Raw genomic sequence first — 18,167 nt, forward strand, 5'->3', positions numbered from 1 at the left:
TTATTAGCTTTATCTTATTGTTGAACCGTTTTGTATATCGCTTTTCTCGGGCGATACAAAACACAGAGATCCATCACTATTCTCCGCCATTAAAATCATGCCTTGCGATTCTATTCCTTTTATTTTGCGAGGTGCAAGGTTTATTAGGATGCTTACCTTTTTTCCAATAATTTCCTCTGGTTTGTAGTGCTCTGCAATACCCGATACTACTATACGTTGATCGATACCGGTATCAATTTTTAATTTCAACAATTTATCTGCTTTTGGAACTTTTTCTGCCTCTAGAATAGTTCCTACACGAATATCCATTTTGCTAAACTCATCGAAAGTAACTTCCGGCTTTGCAGCCTCAATCAACTTGGTAGTTGCAGCATTCATTTTTTTTGATTCTTCTAATTTATTTATTTGTGCCTCTACTAATGGGTCTTCTACCTTTTCAAATAGTAATGCTGCGGGTTGAATAACATGCCCTTCTTTTAGCAAGTCAATAGCTCCAGTGCCACTCCATAAAACACCAGACATATTAAGCATTTTCGATAATTTACTCGCTGTAAAAGGCAAGAATGGCTCCATTAACACAGAGAGATTAGCACATGTTTGCAGTGAAATGTGCAATATTGCTTTTACTTTTTCCGGCTCTGTTGCTTGCAGTTTCCAGGGTTCGGTATCTGCCAAAAATTTATTTCCAATACGCGCCAAATTCATAAGTTCTGTAAGTGCTTCCCGAAATTTAAAGTTCTCTATTGCAGTAGCAATTTTTACGGGAACATCTTTTATCTGATCGATAATAGATTTATATTCACTTTCATAACCAGCCATCGAAGGTACTTTCCCGTCATAGTATTTATGGGTAAGGACAATAGTTCTGTTTACGAAATTTCCAAGTATAGCAACTAATTCACTGTTGTTTTTTAATTGAAAATCTTTCCATGTAAAATCATTATCCTTTGTTTCCGGCATGTTGGAGCATAGGGTGTAACGCAGTACATCTTGCTTGTCTTTAAAATCAAGCAAATATTCATGTAACCAAACAGCCCAATTGCGAGAGGTGGAGATTTTATCGCCTTCTAAATTCAAAAATTCATTAGCCGGCACATTATCTGCTAACACATACTCTCCATGCGCCATGAGCATAGCAGGAAAAATAATACAGTGAAAAACAATATTGTCTTTCCCAATAAAATGAACCAATTTAGTTTCCTTATCCTTCCAGTACAGCTCCCAATTGGAAAGTTTATTAGAACTTTGAACTTTAAACTTTGAACTTTCAAAGTACTCCTTAGTAGCGGAAATATATCCAATAGGTGCGTCAAACCAAACATACAGCACTTTTCCTTCTGCATCTTTTACAGGCACTTTTACACCCCAATCCAAATCACGCGTCATAGCGCGAGGCTGTAACCCTTGATTTAACCACGATTTACACTGCCCATACACATTGGTTTTCCAGTCTTTGTGAGAATCAATATAGCTTTCAATGTCTGGTTGCATTTTATCTAATGGCAAAAACCAATTTTTTGTTTTTTTCAAAACCGGCTTTTCTCCACTTAATGTAGAACGCGGGTTTATTAAATCAGTTGGGTTTAAAGAACTGCCGCACTTTTCACACTGATCGCCATAGGCGTTCTCATTACTACATTTGGGGCAAGTGCCAACAATGTATCTATCTGCCAAAAACTGATTGGCTTTTTCATCAAAGTATTGTTCTGTTACTTCTTCTGTAAATATTTTTTTATCATACAAATTTTTAAAAAACTCGGAAGCGGTCTCGTGATGAATCTTTGCAGATGTACGCGAATAGGTGTCGAAAGAAATTCCAAACTCAGCAAAAGCATCCCCCATTATCTTGTGGTACTTGTCCACCACTTGCTGCGGAGTTATATCCTCTTTCTTTGCCTTAATGGTAATAGGTACACCATGTTCGTCTGAACCGCAAATAAAAAGCACGTCTTTACCAATAGCTCGTAAATAACGCACATAAATATCGGCCGGTAAATAGCATCCCGCCAAATGACCAATATGAACCGGTCCATTTGCATAAGGCAACGCTGCTGTAATTAAATATCGTTTAGGGTTTTGCATAATAGCCACAAATTACGAAATATGTTACAGGCACTGAAGAACTTTGTTCGAAAAAATTTAACTTGCGTATATGTATAAGCACATATTATTTATTTTGTTTTTTGTCGTTGGCAGTTTAGCTAATGGGCAGAATGTGGTGGCTTCATTCCAAGTTCCCACTAACGATTCTATTTGTGTAAATAATCAAATCACCCTTTTGTTAACGGGGAGTACAGGTGATTCTATTCAAATTAAGTGGGGAGAGGGGTTGTCGGAAACTGTTACCGCTCCCTACAATAAGGTGGCTCATGTTTATTCTACAACAGGCGTTTTTACCCTAACTATCACTGCATACGACCAACCAAACCCTGTTGCAGTTGGTACATTAACTATCACTGTGCTTGCAGCTCCGATGGTTGATTTTTCATATTCTTTTTCTGATCCATGCGCCAAGCCGAATATAAATGTGCAATTTACAAATCAGTCTGTGGCGGGCCTATTTAATTTTTCTTGGAATTTTGGTGATGGTACTATTGCCGGCACATCTACCCTAGAGAACCCGACATATTCGTATGCTCAACCAGGTGGCTATGTTGTGTCCTTAACAGCTCAAAATACGGTTTGTTCGAATACCAAATCAAAACCTATCTTATTTCCTAATGATAGCACTCTAGTATCTGCCATTAACTATACTGTAGGCTGCCCTTGCAACAGCATCAACTTTTCTGCTCCCGGCACTGCTACTAATTGGACATGGTATTTTGGAGATGGTGCTACTGCTTCAGGACAGAATGTAGCGCATGCATTTCCGGAACCGGGCGAGTATTTAGTGAGTGTTGTAGGCTCAAACACCGGTACCGGTTGTGAATACAAGAAAGCAACACTACTTACCGTTTGTTCTGGAGATATAAATATTGGTAGTTCTAAATCGAACAACAATTGGTTTTTCTTTAACAACAACGGACTTGATTTCTCGGGAGCTAATCCTGTATTTGTTGGTGGAGGACAAATGAATCCTAGTACCGGAGAGGGTGGTGCAACTATAAGCGATCCTAAAACAGGCGCATTGTTATTTTACACCAATGGACAAACCATATACAATGCTAATCATGCTGTGATGACCAATGGTAATGGTATTTTGAGCGGGGTGTCAGCCACTGAAAGTGCATTGATTATACCCAACCCTGGTAATATAAAACAATACTATGTGTTTACAAGTAGTGGCGCATCTAGCGGAAGTCAAGGGTATCGCTATTCTATTGTGGACATGTCTTTGAGTGGAGGATTAGGAAGCGTAACAACCAAGAATGCGGCCCTGTTTTTAAAATCAGGTTTTCAGTCAGAAGTATTAAAAGGGGCTGTTAAAAAGGTAGCAGAAAATTGTAATCTAGCAGAATACTGGGTAATTGTGCCTACCAGCCAAGATACATTTAGAACGTATTTGGTTTCTTCGTCCGGAATTGCCGCACCCGTTATAAGTAGTTTGGCAAATCCTGCTGTTGCTAAAAAAATGAATAGAGCGGTTATGGGAAGCGCTATATCTCCCAACAGAAGAATGTACGCTGTTATAGAAGGTACTGTTTCCTCTACTCAGTACAACAGAATCAGATTAGTCGATTTTGATCTAAATACCGGCATTTTATCTAATCAACAAATTATTGAGCCTGGAATTGAACAGCTATATGGTATTGCATTTTCCCCCGATAATACTAAGTTGTATGCTGGTGGAAAAAACTATATTATTCAAATCGATTTAACAAATAATAATTTTCCTACATACATACCGGTGTCGGGTTTAGTTGCTAGTATGCAATTAGCACCAAATAATAAAGTATATTTTGTAAGACCTGATAGCACTTGGCTTAGTGAAATACAAAATCCCAACAATCCCGGTCTTTCATGTAACCTCATTGTAAATAGCATTTACATGAATGGAAATAAACTACGGTATGGATTGCAAAATGCCGCCCCCATTCACTTTTCTATACCAGATACAGCTCAATCCAACCTTAGTGTAAATTTAACACCAAGCCAGTGCTCGTTAACTTTACCAATTGTGAATCTTTCTGATACACTTTCAAAACCTCCATGTACATTCTATACCAACGATACGCTTCGTTACCAGTGGAGTTTTGGAGATGGCGGCACCTCTAACGTGTATAATCCTGGAATACATACATACAGTGTTGCAGGTACTTATTCGGTGCAATTGGTAGTAAGCAGACCAAGAACTTGCACTGCAGATACATTTATAACTACAGCAAATGCTGTTGTTCCTCCTGCGGTTGCTTCCGTTACTCTTTCTTCTTTTTGCGACAGTACTTTTTTTAAAAATAATTGGTATTTAAATTCATCCACAGTTCTAGATACGCTTATTGCAGCGTCCTATAGCGGTTGTGATAGTGTTGTACAATATAATTTGGTAATACATAAAAGCAACAATATAGCCTCTATTAGTACTATTGTTTGCGGTGGTTATACAAGTCCCGCTGGTAAAATCTATACCCAATCCGGCATATACAAAGATACCATTGCAACCTACTTGGGTTGTGATAGTATAATTACAATTAATTTGTCTGTTACTGCAAACGCTATTTTAAATAACAGTCTTACGGCATCTTGTGATAGTGTTTTATTTAAAAGTAAATGGTACTATACTAATCAAGTAGTTTCTGATACTGCTATTGGTGTGGCTCCGGGTGGGTGTGATAGTATTGTAAATACAACTATTCAAATAAATAATTCGATCGCAACAAATGGCAATGTCAATATATGTAATGGGCAATCTGTTTTTATACACGGGATTTCACGCTCTACTAGTGGTGTTTATTCTGGTAATTTTTTAAGAAGCAATGGCTGTGACAGTATTTCAAATATAAACTTGTCCGTTTTGGCTCCTATACAATCTACTGTTTCTGTATCTGCTTGCGATAGCGCGTTTGTAAAGGGAGCATGGCAATACACCTCTCAGCTAGTAAAAGACACGCTGTTTGGAGCTAGCGCCACAGGCTGCGATAGTATTGTTGTTACAGATATTACAATTCTTACAGCTCCCATTGCACTTGTATCTCCTGTTACAGCTTCTGTTTATCCGGGAAATAGTTTAGTGTTGCAATCTTCTCTTGCAGCAGCTTATTTGTGGGATGGTGGTGAAACAACAGCTTCAATTACGATAACTCCAACGCAAAACGATGACTACTGCGTTAAAGCATTTAATGGATCGTGTTTTGATACCGCCTGTGCTTTTGTGTATGTTTTAGATTGTGATGCCGGGAAACTGTTTATTCCCAACGCTTTCTCGCCTAACGGTGATAAAGAAAACGATGTTTTATGCATTTATGGTACGGAGTGTTTCGGTTCTTTCGAGTTTTCTGTTTATGACAGATGGGGGGCATTGGTGTTTAAAACAACAGATTTAATGCAGTGTTGGGATGGAACTGATGGCGGTAAAAAATTGAACACAGCCGCATTTAGTTTTTCATTTATTGGGATAACAAAGAAACAGGAAAATGTGCAGATAAACGGAACTATAAATTTAGTTCGATAACCCTTTTGTAGCTGTTTCAAGTGCTGCTAAAAACTCCTGTTGAATACGTACACCCTTATCTTTTGCGTACCAGGCGTGCACTGCTGCATACATTTGTTCTTTAGGGGTAGTAGGATTTTTCTTATACTCCAATACTATATTCTGTGCGTCTTTCGGTCGAGGCCCCCAATGACCTAGAACACTAAGAGTTTCCGAGTCTAATACTACGATTATTGGAATTGCTTTAGCACCGTTGGTTAGAAACAAATCTATTATTTTGGGGTTCTTGTCGCGCAGAATATACTTTGCGGTTATATTACTATTTAACAAGCATAGTTTGTTAATGACAGGAAGTATTTGTGAAGCATCTCCACACCAACCTTCGGTAATTATCAAAAGTGTAATCTTTTTATTGATAGCAGCTATTTTGTTTTTTACATCATCGGCTACAACAGCTATTTTATCCCACTTATTCATCCGTTGCACATTCATCTTTGTGTAATCAACCATTGATTCTGAATGGTCCGTACCTGTTGTTTGATGTTGTTCTAATAAATTATCAATTAATGAGCGGTATTGAGAGTAGCTTATAGCGTTATTGAGTAATTCCTGTGTAATTAGAGTGTTCATATGCATAAAGGTATTTAAAACTTTTCGTAAACTTGTTTACTGTCAATAACAATATAAATGAGTTTTATCATTCCTCCATTCCTAAAAAAAAACGACACTATAGTCATTGTTGCTCCTGCGCGCAAAGTAACTAAAGCAGAATTGTCTCCTGCCATAAAAACCATACAGAGCTGGGGATTAAAGGTGGTGTTGAGTAAAAATTTGTTTGAAGAAAAGAATCAATTCTCTGGAACGGATGAACAGCGCACAAAAGACTTGCAAGATGCCTTAGACAATAAAAACATAAAAGCCATCTTTTGTGCACGAGGTGGATACGGCACGTTAAGACTTATTGATAAATTGAATTTTACAAAATTTAAAAAGAATCCTAAGTGGATTATTGGCTTTAGCGATATTACAGTATTGCATGCACACATCAACCAAAATTTGAATATCGCAACCATGCATGCTCCAATGCCATTGACCTTCAACAAAAACAAGGAGGCTGTTGAAACGCTTAGTAAATCATTGTTTGGAGAAGTTAACAAGTACACATTTTCATCAGAAATAATAAATGCGCCAAAAGCCAATAAGATAGAAGGCGCTGTGGTAGGTGGAAATTTATCCTTGCTGTATGCTATGCAAGGAAGCTCATCACAAGTAAACACAAAAAACAGAATAGTATTTATAGAAGATCTGGATGAATACCTTTACCACATAGACCGCATGGTGCTTAGCTTAAAACGGTCCGGTTTTTTTAAAGGCTGTAAGGCCTTGCTAGTAGGCGGAATGAGCGACATGAAAGACAACACCATTCCGTTTGGGAAAAATGCAAAGGAAATAATTGTGGATAATTTAAAAGAGTTGAAACTCCCTATTCTATTTAACTTTCCGGCTGGTCATATTGATGAAAACAACACCATTGTTTTCGGTAAAAAGGCTCTGATTACATTAACTACTAAGAAAGCTGAATTTTCAAATTAACTATTCTATTAAAATTAGTCAATACTTTTTTTATACCCAGTTGGGATTTGAAATTTACCGTCATCTAGTACTTTCTTTTGAATTTTAGTAACCTCCAAACGACCTATTTCTGTACCCGACAAGCTACTTTCAATAGCTAAAAAAGGAAACATTCCATCTGTGCCTGTTAGTCGCAAATAATACTGAGAAATCTTTTCTTTTCTATTCAACACTTTCATAAAACTAGAAAAGAACCCAAACCCTCCGGGTGCCATCCAGTAAGCAACTTGTGTGTTTTCTGCTTTGTTTTTAACAATGTACTCTGTGCATTTATAATTGTGAAGCACTTTTGTGTTTTTAGTTTTTATTATTTCAAAATTAGTTGCGGTGCCTGCATACTTTTTTACCGGCTGATCAAAATACGATTTGCGCTGATGACTAACCGCAGTAATTTTTTCTGCCTTCGTATCAATTAAAAAAGAGCCTTCGGTATTTTCATATTTAGCACCAACCTCATCCACACGAATCATGCTACCTTTTACATAATACATGTAATTACTTGTATCCACCTCTGTTTGCTTTTTGAATTCTATGGTGCCCTCAAACCCTTGAGCAGAGATAGATGTGGAAATAAGCAAGCAAAACAGAAAGTTATAAATTGATTTCATAGTTCTAAATTTTTTAATTGCATTTTTTATATTCATCCGTGTTTGACTGATTTAGTTATATGGATGTTTGGTTATATAATTTAACTGTAATTAGTTCTTATACTAAAGTAACTGAAGTTTTGGCAAATAAACAATTGAAGTTTATAAAGAAGTATTCGTGCACGATTCAGCCAGTAGTATAAAAAAACGTCTTCTTATAGGACTAACATATAAACTACGACTAGCGAATTAAACTTACATGACCCGAATACGAATGCTGTTTACCAAACACATCTTTTAGGCTTACCTTCCAAACATATACACCTTCTTGCGCTAAATCTGTTCCTCCTGCAACTTTTCCATCCCATGGTGTGGCAGTATCTGGCGAAGTTGTTTTTCCGGTAGTGTAAATAATGTTTCCCCAACGATCAAATATCCAAAGCTGATAACTCGTTATCCCTATTCCTTTTCCATTAAAATAATCATTTAGCCCATCGCTATTAGGTGTAATTGAATTGGGTGCATAAAACGAAAAACTTGGTTTTATACGTATGCATTTCTTTGTAGAGTCTATACACCCCATATTTGTTGTCGCAATTAGGTTGATACAATAATTGCCCGTGTCAGAATAGGCGTGTGAGGCATTAAAACTAGTAGCACTATTTGTTGTCGAATTTTTTTCTCCAAAGTCCCATTGGTACCATGTTGCCCCATTGGTTTGGTTAGTAAAATAAATTATCGGGTCTATCAGTTCTGTTTGAGTAGTACTTGGCATAAAATCTACACTAGGTAGTGGGCTTACAGCTATTGCGTTATTCTTTTTTACTGTAGCTGTGCAACCCTTTGAATCTGTTGCTGTCAGCGCCAAATCATAAATTCCTGTTGTATTATAACAATGCAAAACAGAATCTAATAATGAATTGACACCATCTCCAAATGCCCAATTTAATTGATAATTTATATTTGATATTGGCTTAAATAAAATACAATTTCCCAAACAAACAGAAGAATCAGTGTACATAAAATCGATTACAGGTTTAGGAAAAATTGCTAACGTGTCATAATAATTAACGCTGCACCCCTTACTATCAGTTATATTCAGTGTGTAATTCACCGGAGTACTAATGCTTGTTTGAAGTGTGCCTGAGTTTATTGCAAAGGGTAACCATGTGTAGGTGTAGCCGCCATTCCCGCCCATCGCATTTGCAACAAGGTACGTACTATCGTTACCACAAGCAAAACTATTTCCAATTGTAGATGCTAGTAGTGGTGCAGGCTCGGTAAGAGATAATGTATCTGTCAATATACAGTTATTGCTATCGGTTATTTGAACATAATACAGTCCGGCTATTAAATTTTTTACTGTGTCATTGTTTGAAATTGTTACACCTACGGTATTAGTCCATTGTATAGTGAAAGGAGAGACTCCCGAAATAATAGATACATATCCCGTGCCATTGGAATCGGCATTGCAGCTTGGTGAGGTAAACGCTAAAGAAGTTGAAATAGCCGGTGCCACTCCTATAGCAACATACGCTGTATCAACTTTTACAATACAAGAATTGTCCTTTACCTGAACAAAATGATTACCTACAGATAAAGCTCCTGAGTTTGCATTGGTTGATCCGTTACTCCATTGAAAACTATAGGCTGGAAGTCCGCCTGCAACAGATAGCACTTGAGCAGACCCATTCGAGTTGCCACATGCTGCAAATGCTTTGGTGGTAATAAGGAGTGTGTCTTCGGAGCAAGAAACGCCAGATGATATTTTATATACCGAAGAAGGATTTGAACTGTAGTCGCCATAGCCGCATGCATATAAGTTTCCATTCACGGCCCTTATACAAGAAGCTCCAAGTGGAGCTGCCAGTTGATTTACAAGATTTAGTGCGGTATCAAAAACTAAAATTTTTGGAGCAAATATAGCGGTATCACCGTAAGCAAAAATATTTCCACATTTATCTATAGTAATAGCAACTTGATTGCCAATGCCCATTGATAATGGAACAGAGGCATTGATTGCTCCGTTAGACTTATTACACCTATACAAATAATAGTTTTTGTAAAATGGTTCGGGTACAATGAAAAAAACATATTTATCAAAATTGCTAATGTTGTTGCCCCCATTAGAAATAGTTGGGATTTGTATATTCCAGAGAATATTCAAATTTTTATCCACACGCATAAATCGTTGACTTGCAGCATCAACTCCCAATCCAAAAATATCTCCATTTGTTTCATCAATAGTAATTGATCCCATGTCATACCCACCAATACCGGACCCCGATACTTTGTTAGAAATAGTTTTAGTTGTACTGTCAAATACCGCAAAACAGGCGTTTCCGGATTGAGTAGATCCAACACCTGCTGCAATCCCATTTGTTTTGCAATTGAAATCAATATCCCATACCTCAAATAGATCCAGTGTATTTACAGTTGCAATCCAGTTTACTTGCCCATGGGTAGAAACACTGGCAATAGCACTAGATGGACCACCCGAATTAGACATTGCAGCAACATAACTCGTTCCCCCATGCGTAGTTTTAACATCAGCAACCGTTGCCCCGGTAATATACAATCTCCATTGTAATGCACCATTCATGTCTAATTTATTTAACCAAACCGTTGTCGTTTGATTAATTGCTTCTAATACGTAGGTGTTTTCTAACGAGTCCACATCTAATGTAAAATAAGAATCGAAGGTTCCGGTGTTGCTATAAATCCATGGGTCTATCACAAGTGTGTCGCTGTTGTTGTATTCTTGAACTTGAAAACGTACAATGTTTTTATTAAGCATAAAATTAGATGGGTGAAAAACCTGTTGTTGTTTTTGTGTTAAAAATGACTTTGGGGCACTCTCTGTTATTTTTCCGTTTTTAGTGCGAATTTGCAAGTTGCCTGTGTTTGTTATTTGTACATTAGTTGTACCGTTGTATTCAAGTGCAATTTGCTCACTTTTCGCACCGGGTAAAAGAATGATATTGTATTTAATTTTCCCGCTACTATCCACTAAATACTCTACGTTAATATTCGGATAAATATTTTCTAGAACAATTTTTCTAACACCCCTACAAGTTATTTGAGGTCTGCCATTGGCTCCATTATCCAACACATACATGTAGTTTAAGGGCAGTGTGTCAATACCTTTAATAGAAAAGTTTTTATTTGCTCCTATCCACCTTATTTTAACATACTCCGTAATTAGCTCTTGCTTTTCTTTTTCCTCTTTTTTAAACTTCATAAAATAATTTCGGAGGCGATTTTCTTTTTTTATAGTTGTTAGTTTGTAAATTATTTCTGCAGAGTCGGTTATAAAAACCGACAAATTTGAATGGTCGGTTCCGGCAACAATCTTTCCTGAGGCGAAAGGATTGTAATTAAACTGCCCGTTGTTTTGAATAAATGAAAAACTGCCGGCTCCGTTATATGCCCAGTATTGAGGGTTTCCTGAGTAGGCTTTTGTGGCAAAAATCAAAAGCGCAATAGTAACCAGCAATTTGGATAAAAAATTCATTTTTATGTGTTTTACATCGAAATTAAAATCAAGAAAAATTAAAGTAGAAATTCTCAATTATTTGTTTATCCAATCAATAAATAAGCAAAACGAAAACACTAACAATGTGGCAAGCATCATCTCTTTTAGAAGAGGAATGGTGTTGTACCTTCTAGCATCTAATTGATATAATCGTTTCTCATTAATGAAGTTAAGATTTGTTTTCATTTGCATGTGTCTTTAAGTTGTTGATTATCAATAGTATTGGCGTGTTGTCATTATCGTTTATAGTAAGCTAGTGACAGATAGCAATTTCATAGCATTTTACTTGTTACTTCTTTTTCTACCAATATATATTCTAACTGATTAATCGACCACACTATTTTGTAAGAATCTAATACTCCTAAAATAAATAAAATGATGAAAATGCACATGGGTAGGTGATTGAAAAATGCTCCCCCTTCAATTTAGCTATAGTTAGGCTTGCGTTTTCAATAGTAAAAAATTGTATAAATCTTTACACAATTAGGATACTTATTCTGTTGCTGATTTAGAAATATTAGCAGAATCTATAGGAGCAAATAGCGAATCCATTTTTTGTTTAGCAGCATCTTTCTTTTGACGCTCTGTTTGCTCGTTTGGAAGACAGCCACAAAACAATACCAACAAAAAAGCAGCACAACTTATTCTATAATTCTTGTTTAACATATTTTAATATACAAATATTCCTGTTTTGTTATAATTTAGCCCTACAATTTAATTCTTAATTACTAATTTTTAATTTATACAAATCATGGCCTTTGAATTACCTAAACTACCTTATGCATATAATGCATTAGAAACACATATTGATGCAAAAACAATGGAAATACACCATAGCAAGCACCATCAAGCATATGTAACTAATTTAAACAATGCAATTAAGGACACAGATGCTGACAAACTAAGTATCGAAGAAATTTGCAAAAACATCTCCAAATATCCAATGCCGGTAAGAAACAACGGGGGCGGACATTTCAACCACTCGTTATTTTGGACTATTCTAAAACCTCAAGGTGGAGGAGAACCAACAGGTGCTCTTGCTGAAGCTATTAATAAAGCATTTGGAACATTTGCTGATTTTAAAACACAATTTGCAGCTGCTGCAACAACCCGATTTGGTTCTGGTTGGGCATGGTTGTCAGTTAGTGGAGGCAAACTTGTAGTTAGCTCTACACCTAATCAAGATAACCCTTTAATGGATGTTGCTGAAGTAAAAGGCACTCCAATTTTAGGACTAGATGTTTGGGAGCATGCGTATTATTTGCATTACCAAAACCGCAGACCAGACTACATTGCAGCCTTTTGGAATGTAGTAAATTGGGATGAAGTGGCACGCAGATTTGCTGAAGCGAAATAACATTACTTAATTCTTCGAAGAAATGCCGAATTCATTCTTATAAAGAGCGTTTCGGCATTTCTTATTTTATTACAGTCGTTTTCTTACTTTAGTACTTACTAATTTAACACCTAAAAAACATGACATTTATAGCAAACATCATTGCCCGTCAAATACTTGATTCTAGAGGAAATCCAACTATTGAAGTAGATGTAATTACCGACAATGGAAGCATCGGACGTGCAGCTGTTCCATCGGGAGCTTCTACCGGATCGCACGAAGCTGTTGAGTTGCGCGATGGCGACAAGGATGTGTATATGGGAAAAGGCGTAACAGCAGCTGTAAATAACGTAAATACCGTAATTAGAGAGGAATTAAACAATCACTATATTTTTGATCAAGTTGGAATCGATAAAAAAATGATTGCCCTTGATGGTAGCGATAATAAAAGCAAATTGGGTGCAAATGCTATTTTGGGTGTTTCTTTGGCAGTTGCAAAAGCTGGTGCGGAAGAGTCTAGACAAACAGTATACAGATATGTAGGAGGTGTAAATGCTAATTTATTACCAATTCCAATGATGAACATCTTGAATGGCGGATCCCATGCAGATAACAGCATCGACTTTCAAGAATTTATGATTATGCCCGTTGGCGCAGAATCCTTTAGTGATGGGCTTAGGATGGGAACTGAAATTTTCCATCACCTTAAGAAAGTATTAAAAGATAAAAAATATTCCACCAATGTGGGAGATGAGGGCGGCTTCGCGCCTAATATCAAGTCAAACCAAGAAGCGATAGAGATGGTTCTTAAAGCCATTGAAGCCGCTAAGTACAAGCCGGGCGTGGATGTTTATATTGCGATGGATGCTGCTGCATCTGAGTTTTATGATGCTAAGAACAAAGTGTATCATTTCAAAAAATCTACGGGAGATAAACTCACTTCAAGCCAAATGGTTGATTTTTGGGCTGATTGGGCAAAAAAATACCCAATTGTGTCTATTGAAGATGGATTGGCAGAAGACGATTGGGATGGCTGGAAACTATTGACGGAAAGACTAGGCAAAAAAATTCAATTAGTAGGCGATGATTTATTTGTTACCAATGTAAATCGTTTGCAGCAAGGAATTGACAAGTCAATTGCGAATTCTATTCTTGTAAAAGTGAATCAAATAGGCACTCTGTCCGAAACTATAAATGCAGTTCAATTGGCACATTCAAACTCCTATACAAGCGTAATGAGTCACCGCTCCGGAGAAACAGAAGATGCTACCATTGCAGATTTAGCGGTTGCCTTGTGCACCGGGCAGATTAAAACGGGTTCTGCATCTCGTTCCGACAGGATTGCAAAATACAATCAATTATTGCGTATAGAAGAACAATTGGGTGAGAACGCTCGCTATTTGGGCAAAGACTGGAAGTTTGTAAAATAAATTCAAAGTTTTCTACCCATTCATGATTTTTCTTTAGTTCCATTTCAGCGAGGGAACAACTCAACACAACACAATTTAATAATTAAGACTTACCTCTTCAACTCTATATTTAAAGGGTTGAAGGGGTAAATGTGTGCCGTAAAAATTTATTTACGCCCACCCGACAGAGCAATCTCTAAATTTATTATATTTAGTAACGAACAAGCATCTTGTACACTTGTTGTAATTAATTAATTATTCACGTATATGGATACCCTTAAAGAAAAATTTGTAGCAAAAGCTACACCAATGGCAGCTGAGGTTAAAGCCTTAATTAAAGAACATGGTGATGTTAAACTTGGAGAATATACTGTAGCTCAAGTTTATCAAGGGATGAAGGGGATGATAGGACTAGTAACCGAAACGTCTAAGTTAGATGCAGAAGAAGGTATTCGCTTTAGAGGATACACCATTCCTGAGTTGCGCGAGAAGCTGCCAAAAGCTCCCGGAGGTACAGAACCATTGCCGGAAGGGATTTTTCATTTAATGTTATTGGGTGAACTACCAACAGAAGAAGATGTTCACAATGTGAGTAATAACTGGGCTCGCAGAGCGATTGTTCCAAAACACGTGTTTGACGTATTAGATAAATTACCCGCAAACATGCATCCTATGACTATGTTTAGCATTGCAGTAACTGCCATGCAAACAGAATCATTATTTGCAGCAGCATACAGAAAAGGCGTAAATAAAAAAGAATATTGGGACCACACCTACGAAGATTCTATGAATTTAATTGCACGCCTACCAAGGGTTGCGGCTTATATTTATAGAAAAAAATACAAAGATGATGTGCATATTGAACCAGATCCTAAATTAGATTGGGCTGCAAACCTTGCTCACATGATGGGTTACGAAGAGTTTAATGTAAAACGTTTGATGCGCATGTACATGACTATCCATGCGGATCACGAGGGTGGAAACGTTTCTGCGCACACTACACACTTAGTTGGCTCTGCATTGAGCGACCCATATTTATCTTTTGCATCCGGAATGAATGGATTGGCGGGACCTTTGCATGGTTTGGCAAATCAAGAGGTAATAAAATGGATTTTGGATATGCGCAAAGAGCTAGGTGTTGATCTACCAACCGAAAAGCAAATTGCAGATTATATACACAAAACATTAGTCGAAGGAAAAGTTGTACCAGGCTACGGACATGCGGTATTGCGAAAAACAGATCCTCGTTTTTCTGCACAACAAGATTTTTATAATAGATACATTAAAGAAGGTGGAAAAGGAGATGATTTGTGTGAAATAGTACAAATGATTTACAAAGTTGCTCCTCCTATTTTAGAATCTACCGGAAAAATTAAAAACCCATGGCCTAATGTAGATGCGCATTCCGGAGCATTATTAATGCACTACGGAATTGTAGAATTTGATTTCTACACCGTATTGTTTGGTGTTTCAAGAGCATTAGGAGTATTAGCGTCTTTAATTTGGGACAGAGCATTGGGTCATCCAATTGAACGTCCAGGATCGGTTACTACCGAAGGAATTAAGAAGAAGATTGCAGCTGCTGTAAAACAATAACAATAGTTTGAAGGTTATAAAGTTGAAAAGTTTGAAAGTTGTTCTTTACTTTAAACTTTCTAAACTTTCCGATTTTAAACTAACGTATGTATAAATCCTTACAACACTTTGTAGATGCGCTTGAAAAAGCAGGCGAATTAATTCGCATCAAAGAATATGTAAATCCGCATTTAGAAATTACAGAGATTGTAGATCGTATTTCCAAATCGGAAAACAATAAAGCGCTGCTATTCGAAAACACAGGCACCTCATTTCCGTTGCTTATCAATTCCATGGGTTCATACAAGCGCATGTGTATTGCACTTGGGGTAAACGAACTAGATGACATAGCAAAAGAAATCGAGGGATTATTCAAATCGTTGGCATCACCGAAAGAAGGAATTCTAGATAAACTGAAGATGCTTCCAATGCTTGGTGAAATATCGTCTTGGATGCCCAAAACTATTTCAGGAAAAGGAGCATGTCAAGAAGTGGTGATGGAAAAACCTGATTTGACAAAACTACCCGTAATGAAATGCTGGCCGGAAGATGGCGGTCCATTTATTACATTACCCGTTATCAATACCATTGAGCCCAATACCGGAATACGAAATGTAGGAATGTATCGTATGCAAATTTTTGGTCCTGCATTAACCGGAATGCATTGGCATAAACACAAAGTATCCGCAGGACATTTCAATGAATATAAAAAACTGGGCAAGAAAATGCCTGTAGCTGTTGCTCTTGGGGGCGACCCTGTTTATACGTATGCCGCTACAGCTCCACTTCCTCCTAATGTGGACGAATACATGCTTGCGGGCTTCTTACGAAAAAGGAAAGTAGAATTGGTAAAGTGTTTAACACAAGATATACATGTTCCGGCTGATGCCGATTTTATTATTGAAGGCTATGTAGATCCTGCAGATGAATTAATTTGGGAGGGGCCATTCGGAGACCACACCGGCTATTATTCCCTGGCGGATTACTATCCAAAATTTCATGTTACATGTATTACACATAAAAAGAATGCTATTTATCCATCTACCATTGTTGGTATTCCTCCGCAAGAAGATGCTTGGATAGGTAAAGCAACAGAACGTATTTTTTTGGCTCCTATAAAAATGACATTGGTGCCTGAAATACTAGATATGGAGCTGCCTATAGAAGGAGTGTTTCACAACCTCACGATTGTTAAAATAAAAAAAGAATTTCCAGGTCACGCACAAAAAGTGATGAATGCCATGTGGGGTGCAGGACAGATGATGTTCAATAAAATTTTGGTAATTGTAGATGAGCATGTAACGATTCAAAATTATTTGGATGTAGCGCAAGCAATAAGTAAAAATGTAAATCCATCTTCTGATATCTATTTGGGCCAAGGACCAATGGATGTGCTTGATCACTCTTGTTCTAAATTTGCATTTGGCGGGAAAATGGGAATAGATGCTACAACGAAATTTCCAGAAGAAATTTCTAAGTCCGAAATCCTAATTTCTAAATCCGAAATAAATACTAAAGAAATTAAAAATAAATATTCAGAAATAATAGATATTAATGTAACGCTTGCCAATATTGGAGTTTTAGCTGTTTTAATTTCTGTAAAAAAGAATAAGAAAAAGCATATTAAATGGCTGAATGAAGAATTGTTTAAGTTGGAAGAGTTTAAGCAATTTAAGTTTGCGATTTATGTAGAGGAAACTGTAGATGCTTTTGATATAAAAGATGTTATTTGGCGCTGGGCAAATAATATAGACGCGCGTAGAGACACCTACATTATTGAAACAGAAACAACATCACATGTAGGTTTTGATGGAACTCGTAAAACAAAAGAGCTAGATAATTTTGATCGTGATTGGCCTAATATTATATGTTCTGACGAAGCTACTATAAAAGCAATTGACGAAAAATGGAATACATTGGGACTAGGAACCTTTGTTTTCTCTCCCTCCATAAAATACCAAAAGCAGATGTACAAAGGTGGAGCGGTGGTAACAGAAAACTAAAATTATTCATTTGAACACACAAGTACTTGAAATAAAAAAACAGGCAGATGCAATAATTGATGAAAATGAGCGAATAAGATATTTATGTTTTCAGGCATACTCTTTTTTAGGTGGAGCCGAGAATATTGGAATATCTATTTTGGATTATGCTAAGCAAGTAGCAAAAAAAATGGTCTTGAAGAATTACCCATTATTGTTAATAATGCCAAATGCAGGCTTTATTAAGAAATGAGCAACTACAAGGTCGCCTCTATTTTATCAACTATTCTTTACAGAAGATAGAGGCTTACCCTACTATAGAAGATTCCTTAAAAATTGGAACCAATACTTCAGCAGCAAATTATTTCTCTAAGATTTACAATTATTCTAAAGGATTTGTGTTAGAAAGCGATCAGTTGATAACGCAAATACAAACAACACCTTCCCTTGCTCCCGGCTTATATACCATTTCCGCGTCTAGCAACAATAACTTTTACAATAGAAAAATTGTTGTGAGGTAACAC

At 36.9% G+C, this 18,167-nt stretch carries 14 protein-coding genes; 8 read left to right on the forward strand and 6 right to left on the reverse strand.

Annotation, left to right across the window (positions count from 1 at the left end):
* Positions 1-9: 9 nt before the first annotated feature.
* Entirely contained in the window at positions 10-2,082 is a 2,073-nt protein-coding gene (gene metG, locus J0M08_00655) for a methionine--tRNA ligase (GenBank protein ID MBN8701551.1), read from the reverse strand.
* A 70-nt stretch (positions 2,083-2,152) separates the two neighbouring features.
* On the opposite strand from metG, the gene J0M08_00660 reads away from it, so the two are divergent.
* Positions 2,153-5,608: a PKD domain-containing protein gene (locus tag J0M08_00660; protein ID MBN8701552.1), complete on the forward strand. Its 3,456-nt coding sequence runs from the start codon at positions 2,153-2,155 to the stop codon at positions 5,606-5,608.
* Here J0M08_00660 and J0M08_00665 read toward each other — a convergent pair.
* Complete coding sequence (locus tag J0M08_00665; protein MBN8701553.1) at positions 5,597-6,217, reverse strand: thioredoxin family protein; 621 nt, start codon at positions 6,215-6,217, stop codon at positions 5,597-5,599. The two genes, J0M08_00660 and J0M08_00665, sit on opposite strands and share 12 nt — an antisense overlap.
* Before the next feature lie 57 nt (positions 6,218-6,274).
* Between J0M08_00665 and J0M08_00670 the strand changes: the two genes are divergently transcribed.
* Complete coding sequence (locus J0M08_00670) at positions 6,275-7,180, forward strand: LD-carboxypeptidase (GenBank protein MBN8701554.1); 906 nt, start codon at positions 6,275-6,277, stop codon at positions 7,178-7,180.
* A gap of 14 nt (positions 7,181-7,194) precedes the next feature.
* Here the strand turns inward: J0M08_00670 and J0M08_00675 are convergent, their stop codons facing one another.
* The 4 genes from J0M08_00675 to J0M08_00690 all read right to left on the reverse strand — a co-directional run bounded on the left by J0M08_00675 (position 7,195) and on the right by J0M08_00690 (position 12,007).
* A complete protein-coding gene (locus J0M08_00675) occupies positions 7,195-7,827 on the reverse strand; it encodes a DUF4412 domain-containing protein (protein ID MBN8701555.1) in 633 nt (210 codons plus the stop codon).
* Positions 7,828-8,047: 220 nt separating this feature from the next.
* Positions 8,048-11,320, reverse strand: coding sequence for a gliding motility-associated C-terminal domain-containing protein (locus J0M08_00680; GenBank protein MBN8701556.1), 3,273 nt, complete (start codon positions 11,318-11,320; stop codon positions 8,048-8,050).
* A gap of 57 nt (positions 11,321-11,377) precedes the next feature.
* Positions 11,378-11,527, reverse strand: coding sequence for a hypothetical protein (locus J0M08_00685; protein MBN8701557.1), 150 nt, complete (start codon positions 11,525-11,527; stop codon positions 11,378-11,380).
* A 306-nt stretch (positions 11,528-11,833) separates the two neighbouring features.
* Positions 11,834-12,007: a hypothetical protein gene (locus tag J0M08_00690; protein MBN8701558.1), complete on the reverse strand. Its 174-nt coding sequence runs from the start codon at positions 12,005-12,007 to the stop codon at positions 11,834-11,836.
* 82 nt (positions 12,008-12,089) lie between these two features.
* On the opposite strand from J0M08_00690, the gene J0M08_00695 reads away from it, so the two are divergent.
* The 6 genes from J0M08_00695 (at position 12,090) to J0M08_00720 (ending at position 18,164) form a co-directional block, all read left to right on the forward strand.
* The gene (locus tag J0M08_00695; GenBank protein ID MBN8701559.1) at positions 12,090-12,698 is read left to right on the forward strand and encodes a superoxide dismutase; all 609 of its coding nucleotides are present in this window, start codon (positions 12,090-12,092) and stop codon (positions 12,696-12,698) included.
* A gap of 119 nt (positions 12,699-12,817) precedes the next feature.
* A complete protein-coding gene (gene eno, locus J0M08_00700; GenBank protein MBN8701560.1) occupies positions 12,818-14,107 on the forward strand; it encodes a phosphopyruvate hydratase in 1,290 nt (429 codons plus the stop codon).
* A gap of 246 nt (positions 14,108-14,353) precedes the next feature.
* Positions 14,354-15,682, forward strand: coding sequence for a citrate (Si)-synthase, eukaryotic (locus J0M08_00705; protein MBN8701561.1), 1,329 nt, complete (start codon positions 14,354-14,356; stop codon positions 15,680-15,682).
* Between the two features lie 86 nt (positions 15,683-15,768).
* Positions 15,769-17,664 (forward strand): menaquinone biosynthesis decarboxylase, encoded by a 1,896-nt coding sequence (locus J0M08_00710; protein MBN8701562.1) that lies wholly within the window; start codon positions 15,769-15,771, stop codon positions 17,662-17,664.
* A gap of 10 nt (positions 17,665-17,674) precedes the next feature.
* The gene (locus J0M08_00715) at positions 17,675-17,896 is read left to right on the forward strand and encodes a hypothetical protein (protein ID MBN8701563.1); all 222 of its coding nucleotides are present in this window, start codon (positions 17,675-17,677) and stop codon (positions 17,894-17,896) included.
* Positions 17,874-18,164, forward strand: coding sequence for a hypothetical protein (locus tag J0M08_00720; protein MBN8701564.1), 291 nt, complete (start codon positions 17,874-17,876; stop codon positions 18,162-18,164). Before J0M08_00715 ends, J0M08_00720 begins: the two co-directional genes overlap by 23 nt.
* The last annotated feature ends 3 nt before the right edge of the window (positions 18,165-18,167 follow it).

The sequence above is a fragment of the Bacteroidota bacterium genome, assembly GCA_017303975.1.
In the GTDB taxonomy this organism is placed as follows: Bacteria; Bacteroidota; Bacteroidia; order JAFLBG01; family JAFLBG01; genus JAFLBG01.